This is a genomic window from Candidatus Pelagibacter sp. (genome assembly GCF_052049775.1).
GTDB lineage: Bacteria > Pseudomonadota > Alphaproteobacteria > Pelagibacterales > Pelagibacteraceae > Pelagibacter.
Genome location: NZ_JBNGZH010000019.1, coordinates 12,762 through 29,584, shown reverse-complemented (window position 1 = coordinate 29,584; position 16,823 = coordinate 12,762). Strand labels below are relative to the sequence as shown.

The 16,823-nt window shown below is 29.0% G+C and carries 17 protein-coding genes; 9 read left to right on the top strand and 8 right to left on the bottom strand.

Annotated elements, in window-relative coordinates; translation table 11 throughout:
* Positions 1-16: 16 nt before the first annotated feature.
* From ACTT83_RS03590 to ACTT83_RS03575, 4 genes are read right to left on the bottom strand one after another with little or no spacing between them, the layout of a single operon-like run.
* Positions 17-367, bottom strand: a complete 351-nt coding sequence (locus ACTT83_RS03590) for a dephospho-CoA kinase (protein ID WP_440918774.1) — start codon at positions 365-367, stop codon at positions 17-19.
* Positions 360-1,154 carry a shikimate dehydrogenase gene (aroE, locus tag ACTT83_RS03585; protein WP_440918773.1) on the bottom strand — a complete coding sequence of 265 codons (795 nt, stop codon included), beginning with the start codon at positions 1,152-1,154 and terminating at the stop codon, positions 360-362. The genes ACTT83_RS03590 and aroE overlap by 8 nt, the downstream gene beginning before the upstream one ends.
* Positions 1,151-1,735: a Maf family protein gene (locus tag ACTT83_RS03580; RefSeq protein ID WP_440918772.1), complete on the bottom strand. Its 585-nt coding sequence runs from the start codon at positions 1,733-1,735 to the stop codon at positions 1,151-1,153. The genes aroE and ACTT83_RS03580 overlap by 4 nt, the downstream gene beginning before the upstream one ends.
* Positions 1,728-2,552 (bottom strand): pyruvate, water dikinase regulatory protein, encoded by an 825-nt coding sequence (locus tag ACTT83_RS03575; protein WP_440918771.1) that lies wholly within the window; start codon positions 2,550-2,552, stop codon positions 1,728-1,730. The genes ACTT83_RS03580 and ACTT83_RS03575 overlap by 8 nt, the downstream gene beginning before the upstream one ends.
* Before the next feature lie 281 nt (positions 2,553-2,833).
* Here ACTT83_RS03575 and hemE point away from each other — a divergent pair, with 281 nt between their 5' ends.
* The 9 genes from hemE (at position 2,834) to ACTT83_RS03530 (ending at position 12,164) form a co-directional block, all read left to right on the top strand.
* On the top strand, positions 2,834-3,835 hold the full coding sequence (hemE, locus tag ACTT83_RS03570) for a uroporphyrinogen decarboxylase (protein ID WP_440918770.1): 1,002 nt from the start codon (positions 2,834-2,836) through the stop codon (positions 3,833-3,835).
* Positions 3,835-4,833, top strand: coding sequence for a ferrochelatase (gene hemH, locus ACTT83_RS03565; RefSeq protein WP_440918769.1), 999 nt, complete (start codon positions 3,835-3,837; stop codon positions 4,831-4,833). The genes hemE and hemH overlap by 1 nt, the downstream gene beginning before the upstream one ends.
* A gap of 3 nt (positions 4,834-4,836) precedes the next feature.
* On the top strand, positions 4,837-5,271 hold the full coding sequence (gene hemJ / locus ACTT83_RS03560; protein WP_440916809.1) for a protoporphyrinogen oxidase HemJ: 435 nt from the start codon (positions 4,837-4,839) through the stop codon (positions 5,269-5,271).
* A 62-nt stretch (positions 5,272-5,333) separates the two neighbouring features.
* On the top strand, positions 5,334-6,602 hold the full coding sequence (rho, locus tag ACTT83_RS03555; protein ID WP_440918161.1) for a transcription termination factor Rho: 1,269 nt from the start codon (positions 5,334-5,336) through the stop codon (positions 6,600-6,602).
* Between the two features lie 42 nt (positions 6,603-6,644).
* The gene (gene mnmE / locus ACTT83_RS03550) at positions 6,645-7,976 is read left to right on the top strand and encodes a tRNA uridine-5-carboxymethylaminomethyl(34) synthesis GTPase MnmE (RefSeq protein ID WP_440918768.1); all 1,332 of its coding nucleotides are present in this window, start codon (positions 6,645-6,647) and stop codon (positions 7,974-7,976) included.
* A gap of 39 nt (positions 7,977-8,015) precedes the next feature.
* Positions 8,016-9,887 carry a tRNA uridine-5-carboxymethylaminomethyl(34) synthesis enzyme MnmG gene (gene mnmG / locus ACTT83_RS03545; protein WP_440918767.1) on the top strand — a complete coding sequence of 624 codons (1,872 nt, stop codon included), beginning with the start codon at positions 8,016-8,018 and terminating at the stop codon, positions 9,885-9,887.
* Positions 9,887-10,534, top strand: coding sequence for a 16S rRNA (guanine(527)-N(7))-methyltransferase RsmG (locus ACTT83_RS03540; protein ID WP_440918766.1), 648 nt, complete (start codon positions 9,887-9,889; stop codon positions 10,532-10,534). Before mnmG ends, ACTT83_RS03540 begins: the two co-directional genes overlap by 1 nt.
* The gene (locus ACTT83_RS03535; RefSeq protein ID WP_440918765.1) at positions 10,531-11,325 is read left to right on the top strand and encodes a ParA family protein; all 795 of its coding nucleotides are present in this window, start codon (positions 10,531-10,533) and stop codon (positions 11,323-11,325) included. Before ACTT83_RS03540 ends, ACTT83_RS03535 begins: the two co-directional genes overlap by 4 nt.
* Entirely contained in the window at positions 11,325-12,164 is an 840-nt protein-coding gene (locus ACTT83_RS03530; RefSeq protein WP_440916815.1) for a ParB/RepB/Spo0J family partition protein, read from the top strand. Before ACTT83_RS03535 ends, ACTT83_RS03530 begins: the two co-directional genes overlap by 1 nt.
* Here the strand turns inward: ACTT83_RS03530 and holA are convergent.
* Genes holA through ACTT83_RS03510 form a run of 4 tightly spaced genes read right to left on the bottom strand, consistent with a single transcriptional unit; the run spans position 12,154 to position 16,732 of the window.
* Positions 12,154-13,146 (bottom strand): DNA polymerase III subunit delta, encoded by a 993-nt coding sequence (gene holA, locus ACTT83_RS03525; RefSeq protein WP_440918764.1) that lies wholly within the window; start codon positions 13,144-13,146, stop codon positions 12,154-12,156. The two genes, ACTT83_RS03530 and holA, sit on opposite strands and share 11 nt — an antisense overlap.
* The gene (locus ACTT83_RS03520; RefSeq protein ID WP_440918763.1) at positions 13,143-13,601 is read right to left on the bottom strand and encodes a hypothetical protein; all 459 of its coding nucleotides are present in this window, start codon (positions 13,599-13,601) and stop codon (positions 13,143-13,145) included. The genes holA and ACTT83_RS03520 overlap by 4 nt, the downstream gene beginning before the upstream one ends.
* Entirely contained in the window at positions 13,602-16,136 is a 2,535-nt protein-coding gene (leuS, locus tag ACTT83_RS03515; RefSeq protein WP_440918762.1) for a leucine--tRNA ligase, read from the bottom strand. It abuts the gene before it with no gap.
* Positions 16,137-16,162: 26 nt separating this feature from the next.
* The gene (locus ACTT83_RS03510; protein WP_440918761.1) at positions 16,163-16,732 is read right to left on the bottom strand and encodes a DUF3576 domain-containing protein; all 570 of its coding nucleotides are present in this window, start codon (positions 16,730-16,732) and stop codon (positions 16,163-16,165) included.
* Positions 16,733-16,823 lie beyond the last annotated feature (91 nt).

Here is a 16,823-nt window from a genome sequence, read left to right as displayed (position 1 = left end):
CAAAATATCTTTTTTTCTATTTATTTTGTTCTCTAATAATAAAGGAATATCTAAAATGATAAGCTTTTTTTTTTTTGTTTTTTTTTATAAAAATGTTCATTTTTGTTCTTACCTCAGGATGAATTATTTTAATAATTTTTCTTAAATTATTTTTGTTTGCCAATATTGACTTTGTTACCTCTTGTTTTTTTATTGGAAATTGTGTGATGTATTCAGGTAAAGCCTTATTAAGTTTAAAAAAAATTTTCCTATTTTTTTTGTATAATTTTCCTACTTCGTTATCAGCATTAAAAACTGGGTAACCAAATGAGTTAGCTACAAAACTTTTTCCAGATCCTATATCTCCTAAAATTCCAATTCTAATCATTTTCTAAAAGCTTAAACGTATCTGTATTAACTTTTGGTTCAATCTTATGCCATAATTTAAATGCTTCTAAAGCTTGGTAAATAAACATTGTTTTTCCATTTTCTATTTTATGTCCTAATTGTTTTCCCACTTTTAAGAAATTAGTTTCGTGAGGATTATAAATTACATCATAAAATAATTTATCATCACCTAAGCTTGAAAAATCTAAATTTATTTTTTCATTATTTAAACCAAGACTTGTTGCATTTATAATCATATGAAAATCGGTTAAATTTCCCCACTCTAAAATTTTGAGATCATTAAATAAAACTCTCAAATTTTCTGCTTTCTCTTTAGTTCTGTTACTGATTATTATCTCTTGAACATGCATATTTTTTAAAGCAAAAATTATTGAAGGAACTACACCACCAGCCCCCAAAATTAAAACTTTTTTGCCTCTTAAACTAAAATTTAACTTTTTAATTGCAGCATCAAAACCGGCTATGTCTGTATTATGTCCAACTAGATCACCATTATCAAAAATAATTGTGTTTACTGATTGTGTCTCTTCTGCCTCTCGACTTAATTTATCTAAAAAAGGAATAACTGTTTTTTTGAATGGGACAGTTACATTGCAACCAGCTATTCTTTGTTCCTTAATTTCTTGAATGAAGTTTTTGATTTCATGAACCTCAAGTTTAATTTTGTCATACGTAGCATCAATATTATTTTCTTTTAACCACCAGTTTTGCAGTTTGGGAGACAAAGAATGGTCAATTGGATTTCCTATTACTAAATATTTTTTCATTCGTAATTGCTCAAGTATTGTTTTATTTTTTTAATTGGTAAACCCATAATAGTATCTTCGTCACCCTCTATATTTAAGAATAATTTCCTACCTTCTCCTTCAATTTGATAGACATTGTAAGCATATAAGGCTTCATCTGTAATTTTTGATAAATAACTTTCAAGCTCATCTAAACTAAATTGTTTCATTGTTAAAGTTGCTTTATCAGTGTAGTTCCAAATCATGGCACCATTTTGAGAGATACAAACTGAACTGATGAGATTGTGTTTTTTACCATTTAGTTTTTTTAAAATTTCTAAAGCTTGTTTTCTATTTATTGGTTTAGATATTAATTCACCCTCTAAATCTATTACACTATCAGCACCTAAGACCAAAAATCCTTGGTTTTTTTGACTAACCTTGTTTGCTTTTAACTCAGCTAAATTTTTTGATATTAGTTCGGGAGATGCTTTTTCTTTAATCAAGCTTTCTTTAACAATATCCTCATCTAAATTAGAGTTTTGTACCTCTGTGAAGATATTGTTATCATCCAAAATTTGCTTTCTTACTTTGCTTTTTGAGGCAAGTATAATTTTAACCATTATTTTTATATATTTCGTATATCTTTATAATTGAGGCAGCAGTTTCCTCGACCGATTTTCTAGTAACATCTATAATTGGCCACCTATATTTTTTAAAAGTATTTTTAGCGTCCTCAACTTCTTTTTTAATACTAGATAAATCCGTATAAGATTTATTTTGAGATTCTTTTAATGAATTCATTCGATTTTTCCTTATATCAGCTAACCTTTCTGCCTCTGTGCTTAATCCAATAATACAAGTTAGGTTTGGGTCTTCTCTTAAAGTCTCAGGAATAGAATTTTCATTTACCAGAGGAATATTAGATATTTTATACCCTTTGTTTGCTAGATAAATTGAGGTTGGTGTTTTGCTGGTCCTACTAACCCCCAATAAGATAATATCCGATTTTTTAATGTCTTTAACTAAATTTCCATCATCATGGTTCATTGTAAATTGAATTGCTTCAATCCTTTTGTAATACTCATCATTAAGAGTGTATTGACCACTGGGCTGGTGAGATGCTTTTTGGTTGAGCAGCTTTGAAAAGCTTAGGATTAAATCTCCCAGAACACCAAAACAAGGTATTTTCTTTTCTTCACTATTTCTTGCGAGATATTTAGCAAGGCTACTATCTACGATTGAATATAAAATGATAGAGTTTCGATTTTCTTTAGCATTGGATAAAATTTTTAAAATTTGATTTTCAGTTCTTGTAAAGGAATAAGTATGTATTTTGTAATCTATATTTTTGAATTGAGCTTTAATTGCAGTAAAAATTCTATCTAACGTTTCACCCGTAGAGTCTGATATTAGATAAATCTGATAAATATTACTCATGTATAAAGTGTTAATAGTTTTGTTTTATTTAGACAAAGTTGGTTAATTTTATAAATTTAAAATTTATGCTGTAAAACATAGCTTTTATTAACATTATTAAACATCTGTATAAAGTTTTTCATTAAATTGAAATATTGGTAATAAGCTTCAATATTACTTATATATATATCAAAAAATTACATTTAAATGTTAATAACTGGTTGGTAAAATGTATATAAAATTTAATCCACGTATTTCACAGCTCATACTACAAATACTATTAAATAAACTTAATTATTAATATGTCTAACATCAAGAAAGTTATTAAAGACAAAAAAACAAATTTAAATCCTGTATGGATTATGAGGCAAGCTGGTAGATATCTCCCAGAATTTAGAGAAATTAGAAAAAAAAATACTGATTTTATTAAACTATGTTTAAATTCTAGTTTATCAGCTGAAATAACCTTACAACCTTTAAAAAGATTTGACTTAGATGCAGCCATAATCTTTTCTGATATATTGATTTTACCTTACGGTTTGAAACAAAAAGTAGAATTTAAAAAAAATGTTGGACCCATTCTTGGCGACTTAAACCTTGATCAGGCATTTGAAGTTACTGAAAATGATTTTATTGAAAGAGTTGATCCTGTTTATAAAACTATAAATTTGGTAAGAAACAACAATCTAACAAAAAACAAGTCTACCATAGGTTTTGTTGGAGCTCCTTGGACATTACTTGTTTATATTCTAAATAAACAATCTCCAAAAATAAAACTCAAAGAAAATTTTTTTAAAGATTTTTCTACCATTGAAAAAACTTTAAAAATAATAGATAAATTTTTAAAAGTTCATATCAAAAATCAAATTGATAGTGGTGCAGAGATTATACAAATATTTGATAGTTGGGCAGGACTGTTAGAAGATAAGGATTATGATTTTTACATCTTTAATCCAACTTGTTCCTTAGTTGAATTTACTAAATCTTTAAATGTTCCAGTGATTTGTTTTCCACGAGGTATAAAGGATTATAAAAAATATTGTGAAATTGTAAAACCAGATGCAATTTGTATAGATTATGAAGTTGATCCAATAAAAATTGAAAAAGAGATAAAAATTCCTGTGCAAGGCGGGATGGATCCAAAAGTTTTACTCACCGATAAAGAAAACCTTAAGAGAGAAGCAATCAAGTATCTGGATATTTTTAAAGATCATCCATATATATTTAATTTAGGTCATGGAATATTGCCCGAAACAGATCCAAGTATGATGGATTATTTAGTTAAAACTATAAAAGATTATTGATGGAGAAAGAATTAAATCACCCACCTATTAATTTTGGTAAAACAGGAGCTCTCATAATTAATTTGGGGACACCAGATTCTACAAGTTGGTTTGACATTAGAAAATATTTGAAAGAATTTTTGTCAGACAAAAGAGTAATAGAAGTTAATCCTATTCTTTGGCAAATTATATTAAATGTTTTTATATTAAATTTTAGACCATCTAAAACTGCTAAAGCTTATAAAGAAATTTGGATGAAAGATGAAAACATTTCTCCCCTTCTTTATTATACACAAGAACAAGCCAAGAAATTATCAAACTCACTTTCTGGAAAAAACCTAATTATTGACTATGCCATGAGGTATGGAAATCCGAGTATTAAAAGTAAAATAAAAAAATTACACGAAAAAGGTTGTGAAAACTTGATTATACTTCCTTTATATCCTCAATATGCTGCTGCAACAACAGCAACTGTTTGTGATGAAGTTTATAGAACGTTAATGAATATGAGATGGCAACCATCAATCAAAATAATACCACATTATGAGTCACATCCTTTGTATATAGATGCTTTAGTAAATTCACTAAATAAGAAAATAAAAGAAATAAATTGGAAGCCAGATCTAATATTGGCATCTTATCATGGTATACCCCAAAAATACTTTGATAAAGGAGACCCATATCATTGCTATTGTCAAAAAACGACAAGATTGATTTCAGAAAAATTTAATTCGATAGAAATTAAAACAACATTTCAATCTAGATTTGGTCCTCAAAAATGGCTTGAGCCTTACACAGATAAAACTCTGGAGAAATTGCCTAAAGAGGGAAAGAAGAATGTTCTAGCAATATGTCCTGGTTTTTCCTCAGATTGTGTTGAGACATTGGAAGAAATTCTTATTCAAGGTAAAGAAAGTTTTTTAGAATCTGGCGGAGAAAATTTCGATATGGTACCATGTTTAAATGATAATAATGATCATATAAATTTATTAAAATCATTAATTCAACAAAACATATAATTGATGAATACCTACTTGCTTTTCAAATCTCTTCATCTAATAGCAGTAATTTCTTGGATGGCAGGTCTTTTATATCTTCCTAGAATTTTTGTTTATCATTCACAAAATAATGACAAACCATTGGTATCAGATGTATTTAAAGTAATGGAAAAAAAACTTTTTTTTTACATTATGACTCCTGCAATGACTCTATCCTGGATATTCGGGTTAGTATTAATACATGAAATAGGTTTTGAGCAACTAGGGCAAAAGTGGATGGTATTAAAATTAGTTTTTGTGATTATTTTAACCTTGTATCATTTTTATCTTGGAAGAATTTTAGGACAATTTAAATTAGATATGAATAAACATTCTCATAAATATTATAGATACATTAATGAAATACCCACATTATTGCTTATTTTAATCATATTTGTTGTAATATTTAAGCCTATCTAGGGTTGAATAATTTTAAATAGTATATATATTCTCCCTATTATTAAGTCCTTAATAATTTACTCATGAACATACAAGAATTAAAACTCAAATCATCAGAACAGCTTATTACTCAAGCAGAAGAGCTCGGCATTGAAAATGCAAGTACTTTAAGAAAGCAAGAGATACTTTTTGCAATTTTAAAAAAAGTAGCAGAAAAAGAGGAGATTACTGGAGCAGGTGTATTACAACTACTTCAAGATGGTTTTGGTTTTCTGAGGGCAATGGAGTCAAATTATTTGCCGGGTCCAGATGATATTTATGTAAGCCCAAGTCAGATTAGAAAATTTGGTTTAAGAACTGGTGATACTGTCGAAGGACCAGTTAGAGCTCCAAAAGAAGGAGAAAGATATTTTGCATTACTACAAGTAAGCAAAATTAACTTTGAAGAACCTGACAAATCCAGACATAAAATAGCTTTTGATAATTTGACGCCCCTTTATCCAGATAAACAACTTGTTATGGAGGTAGAGCAAGTAAAACCAGACAAAAAACAAGATTTAACTCCAAGGCTTATAGATCTTGTAAGTCCTATCGGAAAAGGTCAAAGATCAATTATTATCTCACCTCCAAAGGCTGGAAAAACTATGATTTTACAGAGTATAGCTAATTCAATAGCAAAAAATTATCCAGAATGTTATCTAATTGTTTTGTTAATTGACGAGAGACCCGAAGAAGTAACTGATATGCAAAGAACGGTAAAAGGAGAAGTAATTAGTTCAACTTTCGATGAACCAGCACAACGGCACGTAGCTGTTGCTGAGATGGTAATAGAAAAAGCCAAAAGACTTACAGAACACAAAAAAGATGTTGTTATTTTACTAGATTCAATTACGAGACTAGGAAGAGCTTATAATGCTGTAATACCAAGTTCTGGTAAAGTTTTAACAGGTGGTGTTGATGCAAATGCTCTTCAAAGACCTAAAAGGTTTTTTGGTGCAGCGAGAAATATCGAGGAAGGTGGATCGTTAACAATTATTTCTACAGCATTAATAGACACTGGAAGCAGGATGGATGAAGTAATTTTTGAAGAATTCAAAGGAACTGGTAATAGTGAGACAGTTCTAGATAGAAAAATTGCGGATAAAAGAATCTATCCAGCTATTGATATTACGAAATCAGGTACAAGAAGAGAAGAATTGTTATTTGATAAAAATGATTTACAGAAGATGAATGTTTTGAGAAGAATAATTGCACCAATGGGAACCATGGACGCCATTGAGTTTATAAATTCAAAACTTAAAGATACAAAAAATAATGCTGAGTTCTTTAATTCAATGAACAAACCAGCATAATTTAATTTCCCAATACCACATAATTGAAGTTATAATATTTGAATGACTATTTATGCTTTATCAACGGGACCGGGTGTATCTGGTGTGGCAATTGTAAGAATTTCTGGCCTGAAGGCGTCAAAAGCAATTAAATTACTCACCAAGAAAGATTTACCTACTCCCAGAATAGCTACCCTACGAAAAATATACAATATCAACACTTCTGAATTGATTGATGAAGGTATTATTATCTGGTTTCCTGGTCCTGAGAGCTACACAGGTGAAGATATGGTTGAGGTCCATGTTCATGGAGGGAAAGCGATTGTCTTAGCATTACAAAACGAATTGTCTAAAATAGAAAACTTCAGATTAGCTGAGCCAGGAGAGTTTACAAAGATAGCATTACAAAATGGCAAAATTAATTTGTTAAAAGCTGAAAGTATAGGTGATTTAATCTCAGCAGAAACTGAAATGCAAAGATTACAAGCTGTAAAAATTATGGAAGGTAAGTCAGCTGAGAAATTTAATGATTTAAGAGAAAAGTTATTAAAGATCTTATCTTTTGTTGAGGCAAAAATAGATTTTCCTGAGGAAGATTTACCTGATGAAAATATTAAACAGATTAAAAAAGATACAACTGAAGTTTTAAACAAAATTGAAAAAATTTTAGATGATCAAAAGATCGGTGAAATAATCCGCGAAGGATTTAAAATTGCTATCGTTGGTCCAACCAATGCTGGGAAATCTTCATTGTTAAATAATTTATCAAATAGAGATGTAGCGATAGTATCCGAAATTGCTGGAACAACAAGGGATGTAATTGAAACACATTTAAATATGGATGGTTATCCAGTTATTATTTCAGATACAGCGGGTATTAGGAACTCTAAAGACGAAATAGAGAAAAAAGGAATTAAATTATCCTTAGATAGAGCAGAAAAAGCTGATCTAAAATTAGTAGTAGTTGATGCTAAAAGTATTGATTTTAGAGGATTTTTAAACGATTTACTAAAAGATAATGCAATTTTAGTTATAAATAAGTCAGATCTTATCAATGGTGAATTGGATCCGGAGGTAAATAAGTTAGACCATGTTTTAATTTCATTAAAGGAAAACATAAATTTAGATAAATTAATTTTAAAGATCAAAAATAAGTTAAAGACAAAATTGATTATGAATGACGATATATTAATTACTAGGGAAAGACATAGACAACACTTAGTTCATTGTTTAGGTAATTTGAAAAATTTCTTAGAAAAAAATGATAAAAAAGATTTTGATAAAGCCGCTGAAGATTTAAGGTTAGCTACCAGAAATTTAGGAATGATTGTTGGAAAAGTCGATGTAGAGGAAATATTAGGTAGTATTTTCAACGATTTTTGTATTGGAAAATAAGTTCCTTGTAAAATTTTTTTTCAAATATAAATTTACATCATGAAAAATGAATTTTCATTTGATGTTGCTGTAATAGGAGGAGGCCATGCAGGTTGCGAAGCAGCAGCTGCTTCAGCTCGCCTAGGTGTGAATACTGCTCTATTTACTCATAATAAAAATACTATTGGTGAGATGTCATGTAATCCTGCAATTGGTGGTTTGGGCAAAGGACATTTAGTCAGAGAAATAGACGCATTAGATGGTGTTATGGGAGAGATTGCAGATAAATCAGGAATACAATTTAGGTTACTTAATAGAAGCAGGGGGCCAGCCGTTAGAGGTCCAAGAACTCAGTCTGATAGATCATTATATAAGCAATATATGCAGGAAAAACTTGCAAACTATTGTAATTTAAGCATTTTTTCAGATCCAGTAGTTAAGTTTATTTTTTCAAATAATACGATAAATGGCTTTTTAACATTAAAAGGTAACAAGATTAATTGTAAAAAAATAATACTTACAACAGGTACTTTTTTAAATGGATTGATACATATTGGTGATGAGCGTACTCCGGCCGGAAGATATAATGAAAAACCCAGCACAGGTTTAAGTGAACAATTAGAAAAATATAAATTTAAAATAGGTAGATTGAAAACAGGTACTCCTCCTAGACTCGATGCGAGAACAATAAATTTTAAAAATTTGGAAAAACAAGCAGCGGATGACAATCCTTATTTTTTTTCCTTCCTAACCAAATCAACAACTAACAAACAAGTGTCTTGTTCGATGACGTATACTAACGAAAAGGTGCATAAGATAATTGAAAAAAATTTGTCTAGGAGCGCAATGTACTCTGGTAGTATTCAAGGGGTGGGCCCTAGATATTGTCCATCAATTGAAGATAAAATAGTCAAGTTTGCTGAAAAGACGAGACATCAAATATTTTTAGAGCCGGAGGGTCTTAATGACTACACAATTTATCCAAATGGAATATCAAATTCTCTGCCTGAGGTAGTACAAGCCGAAATACTCAACAATATCAATGGTTTAGAAAATGTAAAAATGATTAGACCAGGATATGCTATTGAATATGACTATGTAGACCCTAGGGAGCTTTTTCTAACTCTTGAGACTAAAAAAATTAAAAACTTGTATTTAGCCGGTCAGATAAACGGAACCACTGGATATGAGGAGGCCGCAGCTCAAGGTCTTGTAGCTGGCGTTAATGCAGCTTTGTCATTTATGAATAAAGAGCCATTCATCCTAGATAGGTCAGATGCTTATATTGGAGTGATGATAGATGATTTGGTTACAAAAGGTGTTGCAGAGCCCTATAGAATGTTTACTTCAAGAGCTGAGTATAGGCTGAGCTTAAGAGCAGATAATGCTGATTTGAGACTTACCAACAAAGGTATAAAAATTGGCTTAGTGTCAAGTGATAGAAAGTTTAAATTTGAGGACAAATTTGCTAAAATAAGTGAAATATCTCTTCAAATGTCTAGTTTAAGTATATCTCCAACAAAAGCCGATAAACATGGTGTTAAAGTTGCAAAGGATGGTATTTTACGTTCAGCAGATGAAATTTTAGCCCAAAAAGATGCTAATATGAATAAAATGCGAGAGATTTGGCCTGAAATTAGAAATTTTGGACAAGAAATTGACGAACAAATAGAAATTAATTCTCATTATAGAGGTTATTTAAAAAAACAAAATGCAGATATCATAGCTTTTAAAAGAGATGAAAACCTAATGATACCAGATAATATTGATTATGATCAATTTTCCGGCTTATCTAATGAGGTAAAAGCTAAATTCAAGAAAATACGACCAAAAACTATGGGACAAGCGTTACGAATAGATGGCATTACACCAGCAGCTGTATATATTTTGTTGTCACACGTTAAAAGAAAGTCTATTAAGCATATAGCTTAATGGATTCGATAATTTCTAAAAATTACTCTCAAATACAAAAATATGATGTTTCACGTGAAACTTGTAATGATTTTGAAAGCCTAATAACCTTGATACAAGAGAAAAATAGGGAAATTAACATAATTAGCAAAAAAAACACTGAAAAAGAGGCTATTAGACAAAGACATATTATTGATTCTGCACAAATAATTGATTTTGTTGATTTAAATAGTAATACAACCTCTGATTTAGGATCTGGAGGTGGAATGCCGGGATTAATCATAGCAATCATAATGAAAAAATTAAAAAACAGCATGAAAATAAAACTTTATGAAAAAAGTTATCACAAATGTGTTTTCTTAAAAGATGTCTCAAATAAATTAAATTTGAATACAGAAATAATACAAGAGGATATTTTTAGAATTAAAAATATTGAAACTGGAACCATTATGTCCAGAGCCTTTAAACCAATGCCCATAATTCTTGATCTAGTGCAGAAAAATTTTGGCAAGTATAAAAATATAATTTTATTCATGGGCAAAAGTGGAAGAAAAATTTTGAAAGATAGTCTAAAAATTTGGAATTTGGACTATGAGGAAAAAAAAAGTTTAACAAGTAAAGATTCGTTTTTGTTAAATATAAAAAACATGGAAAAAAAAATTCAATGAAGATTATTTCAATAATAAATCAGAAGGGTGGAGTTGGCAAAACAACTACAGTAATTAATCTTGCGTCAGCGTTAACACAACAAGGAAAAAAAATTTTAGTTATTGATTTAGATCCTCAAGGAAATGCAACAACTGGTCTTGGCTTATCTAATTTGGAAAGATCTGACGAAACTATTTATGGTATTTTAAATGGAACCAAGTCTATCCAGAAGGTAATTAAAAAAACAAATTTTGATAATCTCGATGTGATAACTTCAAATGTTGATTTGTCTGGCCTTGAGGTTGAGACAGCTGGTGATAGTGATCGGGCATTCATTTTAAAGGTTAAATTATCCGCGTTTTTAAATGATTCTAAGGGGTCATACGATTATATACTCATAGACTGCCCACCATCCCTTAGTTTATTGACCGTAATGGCTCTCGTGTGCTCAAACTCACTCCTAGTTCCACTTCAGACAGAATTTTTCGCCCTGGAGGGTTTAACGCAATTAATGAAAACAATTGATCGAATAAAAATTAATTTGAATCCTAAATTAGAAATTCAAGGGATACTCTTAACGATGTACGATAGAAGAAATAAGTTATCATCGCAAGTTGAACAGGAGGCAAGAAATTATTTTAAAGAAAAAGTATATCAAACAGTAATTCCACGTAATGTAAGATTATCTGAAGCACCATCTCATGGGGTACCAGTTTTAATTTATGATAAAAATTGTCCAGGTAGCAAATCGTATTATAGTTTTACAGATGAATTTATTAATCAAGAAAATCAAGTAGGGAGTGCAGCTTAGTGAATAAGATCAAAAAGGGATTGGGTAGAGGATTATCATCATTAATAGGTGAAACTAAGATTGAGAAAAACACAACTAAATTGTCAATTGGTGATTTAGATCCAAATAAATTTCAACCTAGAAAAATTTTCGATGAGGATAGTTTGAATGAACTAGAAAAATCAATAAAAGAAAGAGGTATTATTCAACCAATTATCGTTCGAAAATCTGATCAAAATTCAAAGTATGAAATTATAGCTGGAGAAAGACGTTGGCTTGCAGCACAAAGAGCAGGCCTACATGAAGTGCCAGTGGTTGTTACCGAAGCAGATGATTTAAAATCTTTAGAGTTCGCAATTGTTGAAAATGTTCAAAGAAATGATCTTAACCCACTAGAAGAAGCACAAGGTTATCAAAGATTAATAAATGATTTTTCTTATGATCAAGAAAAAGTATCAAAATTTATAGGAAAAAGTAGAAGTTATATCACAAATTGCTTAAGAATATTAACTCTACCTAGTGATGTGTTGACTTATATAGAAACTAAAAAGTTATCTCCTGGTCACGCGAAGATATTGGTTGGTCTTGAAAATGCAAGTTTTGTTGCACAAAAGATTATTGAAAAAAAGCTCTCAGTTCGCCAATCAGAAAATTTTGTCAAAATTTTTAAGAAGAAAAAAGGTTCTTATGTTAAATCTACAGATCCAAATATCCAAAACCTTGAAAAATTAATTTCTGATAAAATAGGTTTAAATGTTTCAATTAAAAATAACAAAAAAAACAAAGGGACAATAACTTTTGTTTATCATGATATTGATCAACTAAATAAAATAATTGATATCATTAAATCTAATTATTGATATCCGAACATCCTTTTTCTAAAATAAAATTAGTTGTAATTAGTATAGAATTATTGAAGTTTTTTTTGGTTTCAAGTTCGATGTTATTGATACTATTTATTAGTTTTCTTATTTTTTCAGGTTTCCACTTATTGAGTTGAATTTTAACAATATTTTTTTCCTTCCAAAAAATTGGAGGTTTTGCTGAATTTATTGTTTTGTTGATATCCTTATTTTTTTCAAATTGAATAGCTAGTTTAAGAATTCTTTTTGCTTTTGACAAAAAGGTTCTAAGAATAATTATACAATCCTCAGTATTAAAATTGTTTTGATTTAGAATGTTAATTATTTTATTTTTATTTTTTGCTAAACAATTATCTATTAGTTCTGAAAACTCAAAGTTTTCACTTAAATTAATTAACTTTAATATTTCTTTGGATGATAATTTTTTTTTACTCCTTTTGTAATTTTTAATTTTATCCAGTTCATTTCTCAAAAAACCTCTATCTCCATTACATTTTTCAATAATTAAGTTAATATTCTGTTGTGAGATTGAAATTTTTTCATCTCTAAAAAAAATTGTAGCTAACTTCGAGAGTGTATCATTATTATCCTGATACGTAGGAATACAAATTAGATCTTTTTGTTTTTCAAACAAGGATCTTATCTTAGATCTTGTTTCAAGAAGCCCTGCATTAATAATTATTTTTATATTATGAATATTTCGATCAATTAAATCTTGAATAATTTCATAAATTTTATCTGTGGCTCTGTTTATAATTATTATTTTGCTATCTTCAAATAATGAACCAGATAAAATGTTTTCGTAGAAAGTTTCAATTTCATCCTTTATTTGCTTTTCGTCATAATTATAAACTTTGCCAATACTTTTATTAATTATTTCATCGATACATTCTGATTTTAAACCATCATTTTTTCCGTATAAAAGATAAAAAATTGTTTCATCCTTGATTTTACTTAACTCAAATGTTTTTAATATCATTCAACAATTGCCAATCTAAGAATTAGTTTTTGAGATATTGAAGAAGCAAAGTTTTTTTTGATATCTCGTTCATAATTTTTTTCCTCGTATTTATCTGACATTTTTTGGAAATTAAATTTTTCTACAACTACAAAGTTTTCAGTACTATTTTTTTTTGTAATAAGAAATGTTGTTTCAACATTACTTTGATAGTCAGTGATTGTTCCTTTGTTATTTTTAGCTAAAATTTTTTTTGTGTAAACTGTATTAAAACTAATATTAATGTTACTTTTAGAGCTTTCTTTGCTAATTCTCTTTAAATTATTAACAATTAAATTATTTATATCCTTATCTCCATTAAAACTTTCTACCACTACCTTGTGATTTATATTGTTTTGTTTTGAATAAACTGGTTTGTAATCGCAATGATTTAATAAATTTAATGATAGAATTATAAAAAAAATTTTTTTTAGCATTTAAATAATTATATTTAAAAGTTTATCCTTTATATAAATTTTCTTTTTTATATTTTTTTGATCAAAATATTTCATTATTTTCTCATCATTCTTTATAATTTCAAAGAGTTTTTCTTCAGTCATATCTGGTTTTGATTGAATTAGACCTCTTTTCCTGCCATTAATTTGTATTACAATATTTACAATTTCTTCTTTTAACATTGATTTATCATATTCTGGCCATTTAAAGTTTTTTGCTTGAATGGTACTAAGACATTCATTAGCAAAATGTGGAACAACTGGTGTCATCGTAATTAAGATTTTTTGATAATTTTCTAAAATTGTGCGTTTGGTATAGGGTTTTTCTATTTGTTTATTTAAGAAAGAATACATTTCGTACAAGTTTGCAACGATTTTATTGTAACTAAAACTTTCAAGATTATCGTGAATTTTCTTCAAGTATTTGTTGGTATATTTTTTTAATTCATCATCATTATTGCTATTATGATCTTTGTTAATTTCATCAACAATTTTTTTATTTAAATTCCAAAGTTTCTGAATAAATTTATATGATGAGGCAATCCCCTCCTCTGACCATTGGATATCTTTTTCAGGAGGACTATCTGATAATATAAATAACCTTGCTGCATCAGCTCCATAGTTATTGATAATATTTTCTGGATCAATTGTATTCTTTTTTGACTTTGACATTGACTCTGATGGACCAACTGAAATTAATTTAGATTTATCTTTTTTCAGAAATTTTTTTCCATCAATATTCTCAATTTCGTCGGGACTTACCCAGTTATTATCGGGATCTTTATAGGTTTCGTGGCAAACCATTCCTTGTGTAAACAGACCATTAAATGGCTCTAATATATTAAAATCTTTATCATCATATGATAATGCATGCATAAAAAATCTTGAATAAAGTAGATGTAAGATCGCATGTTCTACACCACCAATATACTGATCTACTGGCATCCAGTAATTAATATCTTCTTTTTTAAATCCATATTTTGTTTCTGTGGGAGAGCAGAATCTGAGATAATACCATGATGAACAAACAAACGTATCTAATGTATCAGTCTCTCTTGTTAATTTTTTTCCTGCCAAAATAATTTCTCTCCAATTTTTCTGATTATCAAGTGGATTTCCTTTGACATTGAGATCTATATTTTCTGGAAGTTCCACTGGTAACATTGATTTAGGTATTGGATAAGCTTTTCCTTGATCATCATATGCTATTGGAATTGGGCACCCCCAATATCTTTGTCTTGATACACCCCAGTCTTTTAATCTAAAGTTAATTTGTTTTTTACCTAATTTTCTTTTTTCTAAAATTTTAATTGTCTCAAGAATAGAGTCATCTGGCACTTTAAGATCATTTAGAAAGTCAGAATTAATCATCACGCCGGGGCCAGGATAAGCTTCATCTCGTACCTCAAAATTTTCATTTTCATCATAAGGACGAACAACAGTTTTTATTTTAAGATCATATTTTTTTGCAAAGTCGAAATCTCTTTGGTCATGCGCTGGGCAACCAAAAACAGCTCCAAATCCATAATCCATCAAAACAAAGTTGGCAAAATACACTGGCACCTTTTGTTTTGGATTAAGAGGATTCACAGCTAAAAGATTTGTTTTAAAGCCAATTTTCTCTCCAACTGCTATTGCCTCTTCCGTTGTACCAGTTTTAGAACACTCCTCTTTAAAATTAATAAAATCCTTATTATCTTTAAAGAATTTAGAAACTTCATGATCTACTGACAATGCCAAGAAGGAAAATCCAAAAAGGGTATCAGGTCTTGTTGTAAAACATTTAATATTTTTTATAGGCAACTCTCCCTCAATTTTAAAATCAATTTCACATCCAAACGATTTTCCAATCCAATTTTTTTGCATTGTTTTTACTTTGTTCGGCCAATTATTTAATTTTTCAAGGCCATCTAATAATTCCTGCGAAAATTTAGATATGTTAAAAAACCACTGGTTTAATTTTTTTCTCTCAACAATAGCCCCAGAGCGCCAACCTCTACCATCTATAACCTGTTCGTTTGCAAGAACAGTCTCATCTACCGGATCCCAATTTACATAATTTTCTTTTCTATAAACAAGTTTTTTTTCAAATAGTTCTAAAAAAAAGGCTTGTTGATGTTTATAGTATTCTTTGCTGCAAGTTGAAATTTCTCTATCCCAATCAATTGATAAACCTAGTTTTTTTAGTTGGGTTTTCATGTTACTTATATTTATTTCAGTCCATTTTTTTGGATCTAAATTATTCTGTTTTGCTGCATTTTCGGCTGGCATTCCAAATGAGTCCCATCCCATTGGATGCAAAACATTATATCCTTGAAGAGACTTATAACGAGCAAGAACATCCCCAATGGTATAATTTCTAACATGGCCCATATGAATTTTTCCTGATGGGTAAGGAAACATCTCAAGACAATAAAATTTTTTTTGTGAAGGGTTTGTTTTGACTTTAAAACTTTTATTTTTTTCCCAATAATTTTGCCATTTTGTTTCTATCGATTTAAAATTGTATCTGTTCATTTCAATTTATGATCAATCTTTAGAAACTATTCGCGATTATTATCTGGAATCGACATTTTATAAGGTTTGAAATTTTTATCTTTTGATATTTTTTTATAAACAGCCGCTTTAGCAAGTATTTGTTTTGTGATTTCCTTTTTTAATTGCCCATCTTGTTTGCTTACTTTACAATTATTTTCAGCAATGCATTTTTTATAAAAAACATCCACATTTATAGCATCTGACCTTATTTCATTGCTTAAAAATTTAATTGTAATTTTAATAGACTCATTTGTGTTGCCCTGTTCTGAATACCAATCAGTAATTATAATTCCGCCACTATAGTTTGCTGATGTTAAAGGCATAAAATCCAAAACATCAAGAGATGCTCTCCACAATTCGTTCGAACTTGCAAATTCAAAAGTAGTACCTTTTCCTCCACTAATTGCAGTTTGTAATCTAAATCCTTTTCCCTCTTCCATATTTTTTTTTACTCTTTCTCTTGGATCTGGTGAAATTTTTCTAGCATCACCAGGTTTAAAGAAACCTTCTTTGGCACAAGAAGTTAAAGTAAAAATTAATATGAATAATGCGGATAATTTTTTATTAATAAGCATTTAGAGTTTTTAAAGTGAAATTATAATAAATATATATATCTAAATCAGTATTATAGTAACGTTTTACTAAAATAGGTGTTGTAAAAATGCA